A 12041-nucleotide genomic window follows, 5' to 3' on the forward strand; every position below is an offset into this window, starting at 1 on the left:
CGCTCACAATACCGTCGAAAGTGAGGGCACCAGATTCCGCCGTGACTTGATTATTGGTACCGGTTAGCGCCAGGCCATCGCTGTATGCGCTGGCCTCCAGACTGTCATCGCCGCCATTGCCGTCCACCGCTGACATGCCGGACACGGTCATGGCGTAGGCTTCGACATCGCCACCGGATTGCAGAACAAACGCATCGGCACTTGTGGTTCCGATCAGGTCTGCATTGACTGCGGTGAGCGTATTGACGTCACTGAAGGTGATGCTGCTGTTAACCGCTTCATTATCCGTGCCGGCCAGGGTCCAGTCGGCACCATCGGCGCCGGTAACACTGTCCGTTCCACTGGCGGCATCCACGGTGCTCAGGCCAGTAAAGGCGATGTCGTAACTGGTTGCCGCGTTATCGCCATTGACGGTAAAGCTGTCCGCACCGCTGGTGCCGGTGAGCGCTGAAGTTACTGCGCTCACAATACCGTCGAAAGTGAGGGCACCAGATTCCGCCGTGACTTGATTATTAGCGCCGGTTAGCGCCAGGCCATCGTTGTATGCACTGGCATCCAGGCTGTCATCTCCACCATTGCCATCGACCGCTGACATACCGGAGATGGTCATGTTGTAGATGGCTACATCTGCGTCAGACTGCAGAACAAAGGCGTCTGCACTGCTTGTGCCGAGCAAACTGGCATTGGTAGCTGTGAGCGTTTCTACATTGCTAAAGGTGATGCCATTATTGGTGGCTTCGTAATTGTTGCCGGTTAAAGTCCAGTCTTCGCCACTCGTACCAGTAACACTGTCTGTATCACCGCTACCTGCGGCATCAATCGTGCTGCTAAATCCTGTAACACTGATTGCATTGGCAATAATTTCAGCAGCAGAAACCACCTCAAAAGTGTCATCAGTCGCGGAACCTACAAGACTAAAGCTACCGCCGTCATCGCTGGCATAATTGATAAATTCTATTTCACTGAAAGTAATATCGGAGGAAATTGCTTTATTATTTGTTTCGGTTAGAGTCACGGTATCAATCACGGCTACGGTATCATCACCGGAGTCCGCGTTTACCGTGCTCACCCCACTAAAGCTGATCTCAGATTGAGCATGATCTAAAGTGTTCGTGCCAGTAATTGTGAGGGTATCTGTGCCGCTGTGTCCCGTTAATTCAACAGCAGTCGCGGTAGCAATATTTTTGAAAATCAGCGAATCGGTTTCAATTTTTCCGATTGCATCAGTAAGTGTCAAACCACCGGCATATTCGCTGGCATCCAGGTTATCCTCATCTTTGGTCGCCCCCCCACCATCACCAAGGACCCGCTTCATGTCAGAAAAGATCATGCCATTAACGTCGATATCACCACTGGAAAGTAATTTGAAACTCTCTGCACTAGTGGTACCTACAAGATCGGCGCTACTACTTACATTAATATTCTCTATATCGGTAAAAATAATTTCGCTGCTTTTAACTTCATTAGTGTTGGCAGTTAATTCCCAGTCTTTACCGCTCTCGCCGGTGACAGTATCACTGTTACCGGCATCACTAATTATGCTAACGCTTGTAAAATCAATATCGTAACTAGTAACAGCGTTGGTATCAGTTACCGTAAAGCTATCGGCACCGGTACTACCAATTAGCTCAGTGGTTTCTGCGGTATCAATATTATTGAAAATCAGGGCGCCAGATTCAGCAGTAACTTGGTTATCAGTTCCAGTAAGGGCCAAGCCCGCGCTGTAGGCACTGGCATTTAGATGATCTCCTGTACCTCCACTGCCATTCCCATCTACCGCTGACATACCGGAAATAGTTATATTATTAACTTTAACATCCGCATCGGACAGCAACTCAAAAGAATCATCACTGGTCGTACCCACCAGATTCGCATTAACGGCTGTCAGCTCATCTACATTACTAAAAGTAATGCCACTATTTTCAGCTTCGTAATCATTACCGGTTAGTGTCCAATCCTCACCGTCAGCTCCGGTGACAGTATCTGTACCGCCTTTCGCATCGATCGAGCCAGATAAACCGCTAAAGCTAATACTGTTAGCGGTCACACTGGTGCCACTATTCACCTCGAAGATATCTGCATTATCAGAGCCTTCCAGACTACCGCCTGTCACGCTACTAATATTACTAAAGTCAATTGAATTGCTTTCGGCTGCGTTATCGACTCCGTTTAGGATCGTTGTACCGAGTGCTGCAATACTATTGGCCCCACCCCCGAGGTCGACTCCTTCAATACCCGTGAAGGAAACAACACCGAGCGTAAAGCTGTTATCTCCAGTGATGCTAATTGCATCATCATCATCTGAAAATAAAAAAGAATCTGCATCACTGTTACCTGTAACAGTACCGGAATCTCTTACAGTAAGGTCACCCAGGGTATTTGCTGTTGCATCAGACCCGGTAATAACATCACTTTCATAACCTACAGTTAATGTAAACGTATTAACATTAATTGAGCCTGAGTTAGTAAAAGCTCCGCCTGCATTAATAACTAGAGAACCACCCGCCTCACTTTCACTATCACCATTACCATTACCAGTGGCATTAATATTGACCCCCGTATCGACTGTAACACCACTAAAAGAAGTTAACGTAAGTGTTGTATTCTCGCTCCACTCAATATCATTACCAACCAGGATACCGTATTCAGTATCCCCTGAATCAGTTACACTAATACCAATACTAGTACTCTCTAGCGCAGTTTCGATTGACCCTGATGTAGTACAGTTGGACAATCCAGTACAGTCATCCAGTATTTCCATCCAACCTGGGTCTAACAGCCAGAGGCCTGTCTCTCCATCACCGTGACTCAGGGTGGAGACAAACATATTGTCCTCATCCAGATTCAAGTAAATCTTGCCGGAAGTTTCTACCAGGCCGCCATCACCGCCATTTTCCCCAGACTCGGCGAAAATCGTACCGCCAAAATCGGTAGTGTCATCGGCCCAAACAATAACGGTGCCGCCATCGGCATCGCCTACACCACTGGCATCGATAGTGGCTTCCGCCGTAACCATGGTGGTTTCGGCATTGTGAACATCTTCATTATTCCCCTGGTAGTCGCCTCCAATAAGGACTTCACCACCGGAGGCAGTGCCGCGGGCATCAATATTCCCGCTAACAACCACTTCATCACCTAAAACAGCAACATCACCACCACTGCCCGAGTCAGCCGCTACTGAAATATCTCCACTGTGCTCGGCAAAATCGCCTTCTAGGACAACCTCACCACCCGTGCTACCAGAAGCGTCCAAGGTCCCGCTATTCACAACTCCAGAACCGGAGCCAAATAAACGGATCTTGCCCCCACTGGTATCAATACCACTCGCTTTTATCGTGCCTTCGTTGTTAACCGCAGCAGTAAACAGGTCACCGGAGACGCTGGCCTCCATTAAAACCTGAGCGCCGTCGATGGTCCCTTCATTTAATACAGCACTATCAAGGCCGAGGTCATTTTCCATTACCTCTTTAGTCACTTTTAGGCCGATCAATCCATCGGCATCAAAGGTGAGCAGTGCTTCATCTGCGGCTGCTAGGCTGACGAGTTCAGCACTGATCAAACCGGTAGAGGCGTTTGTAACCTGCTTACCTACTAGTACCGCGCTGGATGCATTAATCACACCGCGATTAATTACCACCCCTGAGGAGCCGGATTCCCCTTTAAAGGCGAAGTTACCATTCATAAAATCTTCGGGGCTCATATCGAGGCCAGAAGCTGTAATCGCGCCGACATTCACGGTGGCAGTTTCGGTAAAGAGAACCCCTCGCGGGTTTACCAGGATAACGTGGCCATTGGCCTCTATCGCACCTTGGATCGTGGTAACATCCTGATCCAAAATCCGGTTAAGTACGATAGAGGAGGAGTCTGGCTGCAGGAACTGAATCAGTTCCTCTTCGGTTAAATTAAAAGAATCCCAATCAATTGATAGCAGGTCAGTAACCTGGTCGACCGTTGTTGTAGTCCCATTAACATCAATGGTGCCACTACCGCCAGTTACCGTTCCACCTTCAGGCCCAGCATGGGCCATCGGGCTAATCAACCCTGCAAACAGGCCGGCATAGGCAAAACTGGACACCTTAATGGCACTTGCTAATTTTCTTAACTCAAGCTTTTTGTTTTTAACTTTCATACCAGCACCTTGCGAAGAGGGACCTTGCTACTATTAAGGATTCAGGAAACAGTATTTGTTCAGTTATAAAAAATCGAAAAATCAGCGTAGACGGTGGGCTCGTCTTCACCAACTGCAGTATTTACTATCGAGGAACTCGACATAATTGGCCAGGCAACAGAGACCTTGCTCGAGAAGCTGTCACTCCAATTCATTTTAAACAGCATCCCACCCCCGGAGAGTCGTGCCCAATCGTCCTCCACCGCTTCCTCATAGTTATTCACAAAGCCATACCCAACATCGGCAATAAGTGCAACTTGGAAAATGTCATTTAACCGCTGATCAAACAGAACAGGATTCATAAATTCAGGAAAATTGACATACCATTCTGCAGAGAGAACCGCGCCAATATCTGCAGAAAAGTCTCTTGCGGAGAATGCACGCACACCATTTGCACCACCGAGCGACAACTGCTCAAAGCCTGGTAGATTACTCTCGCTAAACTGGGCCCGCCCTTTCATAATCAGCCTTGAATGATCATCGACAAAGGGCATGGGTAAGAAGATCAAAGAGCTGGTGTTAATTGCCACTTTATTAAAGTCATCCCCTCTTCCTTCTTCAACCGTATTTTGATGCTCACCATATTGCACAGTGGCACTCAATATATTCAACATTGAAAGAAAGCCGTTAGAAAGGCTATCCATATAAACACCAACTTCTCCGCCATAAACGTGGTCATTGGTGAACTCAATAATACCTTCGAGATCAGATTTCTTTTCTGTAAAGCCGAAAGAACCTGTGAAATTAAAGTCCCGAGAGCGCCGGAACTTATGATCCAAGGAAACTGCATAACTTTTATTTACGCCGGAAATTTCCAACAAGTTAACGACATCACCCTCATCATCTTCGTTATAAAGCTCGAATTCATTATGATCTGCCGATATCTCCAATCGAGTGCGAGGACCAAACAAAGGAAAGCTATATCTGAACTGACCAAGATCAGAACCAAAATCATCATCTGATTCAGGATTGGATTTCAAATAGCCCAAAGTTAACGCATCACCAAAACCTAAGGGATTCAACCAGTCAACAGTCGCATAAACCCTTTCACTTCCGGTATAAAGCGAGCCGTGATTATCCGCCCTAAACGTAGCTCGCCAAGAGTCCGACTCGCGCACCTTTAAATTAAGCTTGGTTTCGCCAGGGTTATCCCCTGCACTAAAATATCCAGTAACATTTAAACCAGGCAGGTCATTTAGCAAATATAGCCCTTCTTCAATATTTTCATGATTAACCAATTGCCCGCGCTGGCTTTCGAAAGGCTCTGCAAGTTTTGCTTCTGTATAAACATCATTATCTTCTGCAGCAATCTGGCCCAGCAACCCCTCTTGCACCGTTAGGGTAACCACCCCATTTTCTACATCTTGAGCAGGGATTTGTACCTGGGCCAAAAATAACCCCTGGCGACGATAAAAACTTGTTAGATCAGCGGCAATTTCTTCGAGATCACCGTAACTTAAACCGCGCTCTTTATTTTGTTTTTCAATTATATTAACGAGTTTCTTAAGCTCTGCAGGGCCTAAACCGCCAGGTTTAAATTGAGCATTCATACCATCGAGTAGCACCGCTAACTCTTCCAGGTTTTCTACGGTATAGCCACTAGCGAGGATTTTATCCTCTTTCATAAACTTCACCCGAAGATCTTCCGCCATCTCTTCGACGGCTTCTCGGGAAATGCCAAACTCGGGATACTCTTCTAAGCGGTGAAATATAAATTCTTTTACAGTGATTCGAGGCCCCTGGTTACGCTGGGAGATCTCAGGAATCTCTGTATTTAAGTTTGGGTCTTCGGCTTCATAGGTGCGCTGTAAGAAGTCTTTAGTAACATCTACCTCATTTACGGTAGGCGTATTCTGGTCAAAAGCCTCCCTAACAAGACTGCGAAAACTGGACCCTTCGTCCTGAGCGAAAACCTGCACTTGCGATACAAGAAAGCCAGCACCTAAAAATAATGCCAACTTTCTCTTTTCTAGCCCTAGCATATTTCCCCCAGTTTATAATGTCTTAATCTATAATCTAACCAACTTGACTATCGTATCGATATTCGCTGGTATTTATTTAACCTAATTGACATCTCTAACGATGCGGAAACCAGTGAACTCATCGGGCTGGCCATTATGAAGCTTCTTGGTTGTTGCCAGACAGCGGCTCATCGGATCTATACGACTGCCTCCAAGGGCAAGCAATTCGCCATCAGTGCCAAGACCCCACTCCTGAACATTGCCTACAGCATTGAGCAATCCAAGCCCGTTGGAAGACCCGGCACGGACAGGAACTAGCTCCCCCCCCTTTTCAATACCACCATACTTCAAGTGACAATTTCGGTCGGCTACTTCACCCTCCCCCCTGGCACTGGCGGCAGCAAACCACTCTTGCTCGGAAGGCAGGCGATAGCGATAGCCTGTCTCATCACTGAGCCAGCTGAGATAAGACTCTGCTGTCGCCAGAGATACGTTGTTTACAGGAAGGTCTGATGCAGTCGGAGTCTCCTCCTCACACTGGCCGGCAATCCGGCAGAATTGAGCAAGCTCAGTACTACTAACTTCATATTTGCCAACAGCCAAAGGCCTGCCACTCAATCCCTTAATAACAACCATTGCCGGCCCTTTACTGCCATCAGCGAGTCGATCATGGCAAGTGTAACGATCACCTCGCCGACCACTTCCTGGCACCAAGTGACCGCAAAAATCCAATTTGAAGTCTCTCAATGGTTGATATGCGGGCAGGAGAGCCCTGAACTGATCCACCAGAATCTCGGTCTGAAGTGGGTCTTTGGTGCCCAGACTGGATGCGCAATTTACCAACTCCCCACCCACCACAGGGCGTATTTTCAAGGCCTTTGCTCTATCCAACTTTGCCAGGCGAGCCAACTGCGAACCGACTGCGGTAGCATTCATAGAGAAACTGCATGTAAGCGCTGTCTCCATATCATCAAGCACAGCATCGATCAGCCTCTGCTTCTGCGCAGCCAGGCGACGACGCTCCGCACGCTCCTCCGCCAGACGGATACGCTCGACCTCGCGCTCTTCCGTTATACGCTCCGCCTCGAGACGGGCCCGTAAATTCTCCCTGTCAGTGGCTAACTGCGATTTGATCGCTGCAGCCTCGCTGGACTCGCCATACCAGGTGGCGACCCCTTTAAGCATCACATCTGCCTGATCAAGGTTGCCCAGATTTAACTGGCCCGTCGCTGCTGCCAGGAACAGCTCCGATACTTGACGCCGCGAATTGTCCTGAAATTCTGTGTCCTCTGGATTCAGCTTTGAGTACTCTGTTAATTCAAGCTGAAGATCATCCGCCCACGCCGGTGTCAGAATACTCAGCCCGATCAATCTGGTGATAGCCTCTTTCTTATCCGCGATACGTCGCACCAAGAGGTCTTGCTCGTGCTTGCGCTCCAGCTCCACCCTGACCCGCTCCTGCTCTACCGTATTTTGCTGTTGCAGGTGACTATAACCCGCTACGGCGCCGCCCAAGACCATGACAAAAGCACTTCCCAGAAGCCATTTCCAGGTGTTACTGACGAAAAATGCCTGTACAAACTTGTCAACTGTGTCTGTGCGATTGTCCCGCTTGAGCTCAAGCGCAGACTCGAGTGAACGCCATTGACGACGGTTTAAGCCCTTAATTCGTCTCGGCCGCAGCCCTTGTTCCAGCGCCTTATCTGCGGGCGTCTTATTGTATGGGTGGCGTCCACAGAACAGCTCGTAGGCGACACAGCCCAAGGCAAAAACATCATCACTCGGCGCAGGCTCTGCACCCTTGAGCATCTCAAGGCTCGCATATGCGGGCGTCAGCGCCCCGAGGGTGCCGGCATCAAATAGCGTTGTTTCACCTGCCTTATTGGCAATACCGCCTTCCGAGACCGCCCTGGCAATACCGAAGTCAAATACCTTTGTACCCTTTTTATTGGTTACAAAGATATTGCCCGGCTTAAAGTCTGAGTGAACAATTTTGTGGGAGTGGGCATAAATCAGGGCTTGGGAGATATCCCAAAGTACTGAGCGTGCTCGCTCGGGCTCCAGACCGACATCAACATGATCACGCAGCAATTTATCCAAAGGAGCCCCTTCGAGGAACTCCATTGTCATGAAAACGCGATCTCCGTCACGGTCAAAATCGTAAACAGTTACAATATTGGGGTGTGCCAGCGTCTGGGATTTCCGCGCTTCCCGCTGAAGGGATATAAAAGCATCGGGGTGTTTCTGAAAGTCATCATTCAGAAGCTTAATAGCTACATAGGGCTCATTATCACTAGCTTCCAACTTTCGTCGGTCTAAAGCCTTATAAACCGCCCCCATCCCGCCCACTCCGAGGAGCTTGTCAAGCTCAAACCGCCCTTTAATCACGGTTTTGGTCACAGCGTTTGAGCCTACAGGCTCAGAGAGTTCAGAAGGTGCAGAGGGTTCAGAAGGAACGCCAGGGCTTACAGGAACTCCGCCCAACAATCCATTTTGCCCAGATTGTTCCTGCGTCTTCTTCAGCCCGGGGCTGAACACCGTAGCATCTGAACCAAAGTTCGCGGCAGCCGTTGGGATTACGGGCTGAGTTCCCTTGACCGGCTCAGCCCCTTTTATCGATGGGTGATCATTTGCTCCAGTCTTGTCCTGCTGAACAACAACGGTGATATCACCGTCTTCTGTCAGTCCATTCTTAGACTGGTCTGGGCCGGGCGGAGTGCCACTCGGCCGAACAATACGCGTCTTATCGTTCAATTCCGCCTCCATGGAAAACCATTACGACACATCCAGATCCGCAAAAGTTATGTTATAGATTTAATCGGTAAGGCAATAAAGTAGGGGGCAAAGTATATCGGACAGCCTATGGGGCAACAATGAAACAATATTCAAATATATTTGCCTTAACGCGCCATCAAAATACCGCATCTAGCCAACCCCCGAAACCACTACCTATCACTTAGCTTTGGTGTCAGATTACATAATATTACAGTGGAATCTTTTCAAAAAAATACCACTAAGTTCTTCAAAAGCATAATTTGACTGCCACTGAATATCCATAACCAAAATCGAGCAAACCGCTCAAGCCTGCCTTCCAATAATTTTTAAAATTAAATAGTGTCAGAGTCAAATATGTGCAGCAGGCATGACACGGTAAGTCACAAATCTGCCCTCACAAATTGGTGCCAGAGTCGATTAAATAACTCGAAAAGAAGTTTGTTTTTGCCTTTCTCTTTGTTTAAATCATCCCAGTTGCCACTGCGACGATACCTGAACTACTGCACTATCGCGGTGGTAAGGGATTAACCACCAACATCTCAAGCCAACCAAAGAGGGATATCCCATGGCTATCTACATGAACTTCAACAACAAAGCCATCAAAGGTAACGTGACCGCCAAAGGTTATGAAGACTGGATTGAAGTTGACAGCTTCAACTTTGGTGTTGGCCGCGGCATTACCATGGAAGCCGGCGCCATGTCAAACCGCGAAGCTTCTCGCCCGAGCCTGAGCGAAGTCAGCTTCACCAAGCGCATCGATGCTGCTTCCGGCGGCCTGTTCAAGTCTTCTGTAACGGGTGACGAGGGTGTAACTGTAGAGATCCACGTAGTGCAGACCGGCGCTAGCTCTGTAGAGAAGTACGCGGTTTACAAGTTGGATAACACCCTGATCTCCTCTTACAGCATCGGCGCATCCGCTGGTGGCGCTCCCCAGGAATCGGTTTCCCTGAGCTATGCGAAAATTGAGGCCGACCTCAATCACGCAGACAAAACCAACAAAAACCCGAAAAACATGCGCGTTGGATACTGCCTGGAAACAGCTACCCCGCTGTAAGCCACCAGAGTATTTTCGCACAGGCAATGGTCTGCAGAAATTCCTGCAGACCATTGCCTAGCGGTTCATTAATTGAGCGCTTTTTGAGCTTTCAACTAAAGAACTGAAGATATAAGAATTACAATTCTACAAGGCACCGTAGGGATAGTTGGGGCTGGCCATGACTACACTGAATCAAGATAGAAGACTGATTAAGGTCGACAGTCCTTTAGGCACGGATGCGCTGATCGCTACCAGCCTGCAGGGCGAAGAACATATATCCAGGCTGTTTCGCTATGAAGTTCAGCTTCTGTCCGATGATCACGCTATTAGCCAAAAAGATATTGTTGGCAAGCCTGCCACTATCTCTGTACATCACTCAGAAACACCTCGGTATATTAACGGGTATGTTACTCAGCTATCTCTTCGTGATGTAAATGCTGAAGGTGTACGCAGCTATAGTGCCACTATTCAGCCTGGGCTCTGGTTCACCAGCCTAGGGGGATCCAATCGGATTTTCGAAAAAAAATCTGCAAAACAAATTCTCGAAGAAGTTCTAGGTGAATACAGTAAGGTTGTTAAATTAAGCGTTAAATTAAATGCTGAATATATTGCCCGGGAGTATTGTGTTCAGTTTGATGAGAGTGATTTTGAATTTATAAATCGCCTAATGGCTGAAGAAGGGATTTCATATTACTTCAAACATGCAAATGGACAACATGAGTTGGTTCTTTGCGATGATAGCCAGGATTTTTATGACTGCGAAAGCGAACAAATTGAATACGATGGAAGCGGCAGTCACCCAACAAAAAATACGGTAAGTAGCTGGCAGCGGAATTTCAACTACCACGGTGGCGGCTTTGAGCTCAAAGATTACTCTGAATTTACTGCAACAAAAGATAATAAGCAGCAAGTAAAGACTACGAGTAAGCTCAATGATGTCGCCAGCTATATGCGTGGGCTTTACGGTTTGAACCATTTTCAAGCTGACGGTGAACATAAACATAAATTCACAGACAGTTATCATAAAGCACTTGGCGAACGCGCCATGGAGGCCCAAGAAGCACTATTCGATGTGAGTCATGGGCGCAGTGACTGCCCGTCGTTCACAGCTGGCGGCCGATTTAATTTTGATCACACCCTGTCATCAGAGAAAGGGAAGTATCTCATTTCTTCTGTACACATCTCTGCCGCTGACGGCAATAGTAACGAAACCCACTTCCATAATACCTTTAGCTGTATTCCCGCCTCGGTAATGCCAAGGCCAGAACCCAATATTTACGCAAAGAAAGTTCACTCCCCTCAAGTCGCACGAGTATTAGAAGTTAAGGCAACAACCTCTGACAGCTCTCAGGACCCGTACACTCAGCTTAAAGTTAAATTTCCATGGAACTCTCAGCAAAATAGCTGCTGGGTTCGTGTGATGCAGTCTTTTGCCGGTAAAAATTGGGGGGCAAACTTTGTTCCCCGAGTTAACCAGGAAGTCATTGTCACCTATATCAATGGTGATCCCGATAGACCCTTGGTTACCGGCGCTGTATACAATGGTGATAACCCGGGCCCTAATTACACCGCGACGCAAAGTGGTTGGAAAACTGAGTACGAAGGCAGCGCTTTCAACGAACTCAGATTTGATGACAAAGGCGGAAGTGAAGAAGTCTATATGGAAGCAGGCAAAGATCATAATTTTGTCATCCATAATGACCAGACAGGTAAAATAGAGAACAAGCAGACCCTGGAAATAAAACAGGATCGCAGCGTCACCGTCACTGACGGTAGTGAAGTGGTCACTATCGCAAAAGGTGATCAAAAGCTGAATGTAGACAAGGGCAATCAAGTTGTCACTATCGGATCCGGCAACCACACTCTAAAAATCAGTAAAGGTTCTCAAACCACTGACGCAATGGGTGCGATAAAGATCTCATCCAAAGCTTCTATAGAGTTAAAAGTCGGTGGGAGCAGTATAAAGCTCACCCCAGCCGGTATCACCATCAAAGGAACAATGCTTTCCTGTAAGGGCGACGCGACCGCAGAAGTCAAGGGTGGCGGCATGCTGACGCTGAAAGGCGGCGTCACCATGATCAATTGATGGGGATAGAGATCA

5 protein-coding genes are annotated in these 12041 nt (G+C 47.8%); 2 read left to right on the forward strand and 3 right to left on the reverse strand.

The window, feature by feature from the left end; genetic code table 11:
* The 3 genes from MO867_RS01065 to MO867_RS01075 all read right to left on the reverse strand — a co-directional run.
* Positions 1-4129, reverse strand: a 4129-nt coding sequence (locus MO867_RS01065; RefSeq protein WP_252464087.1) for a beta strand repeat-containing protein, incomplete at its 3' end; no start/stop codon positions are given.
* A gap of 59 nt (positions 4130-4188) precedes the next feature.
* The gene (locus MO867_RS01070; protein ID WP_252464088.1) at positions 4189-6150 is read right to left on the reverse strand and encodes a ShlB/FhaC/HecB family hemolysin secretion/activation protein; all 1962 of its coding nucleotides are present in this window, start codon (positions 6148-6150) and stop codon (positions 4189-4191) included.
* 81 nt (positions 6151-6231) lie between these two features.
* The gene (locus MO867_RS01075) at positions 6232-8883 is read right to left on the reverse strand and encodes a bifunctional serine/threonine-protein kinase/formylglycine-generating enzyme family protein (protein ID WP_252464089.1); all 2652 of its coding nucleotides are present in this window, start codon (positions 8881-8883) and stop codon (positions 6232-6234) included.
* A 586-nt stretch (positions 8884-9469) separates the two neighbouring features.
* On the opposite strand from MO867_RS01075, the gene MO867_RS01080 reads away from it, so the two are divergent.
* Both MO867_RS01080 and MO867_RS01085 read left to right on the forward strand, forming a co-directional pair.
* Entirely contained in the window at positions 9470-9958 is a 489-nt protein-coding gene (locus tag MO867_RS01080; protein WP_252464090.1) for an Hcp family type VI secretion system effector, read from the forward strand.
* A 160-nt stretch (positions 9959-10118) separates the two neighbouring features.
* On the forward strand, positions 10119-12026 hold the full coding sequence (locus MO867_RS01085; RefSeq protein ID WP_252464091.1) for a type VI secretion system Vgr family protein: 1908 nt from the start codon (positions 10119-10121) through the stop codon (positions 12024-12026).
* Positions 12027-12041: the final 15 nt, after the last annotated feature.

It is taken from the genome of Microbulbifer okhotskensis (assembly GCF_023895975.1).
GTDB classification, from domain to species: Bacteria; Pseudomonadota; Gammaproteobacteria; order Pseudomonadales; family Cellvibrionaceae; genus Microbulbifer; species Microbulbifer okhotskensis.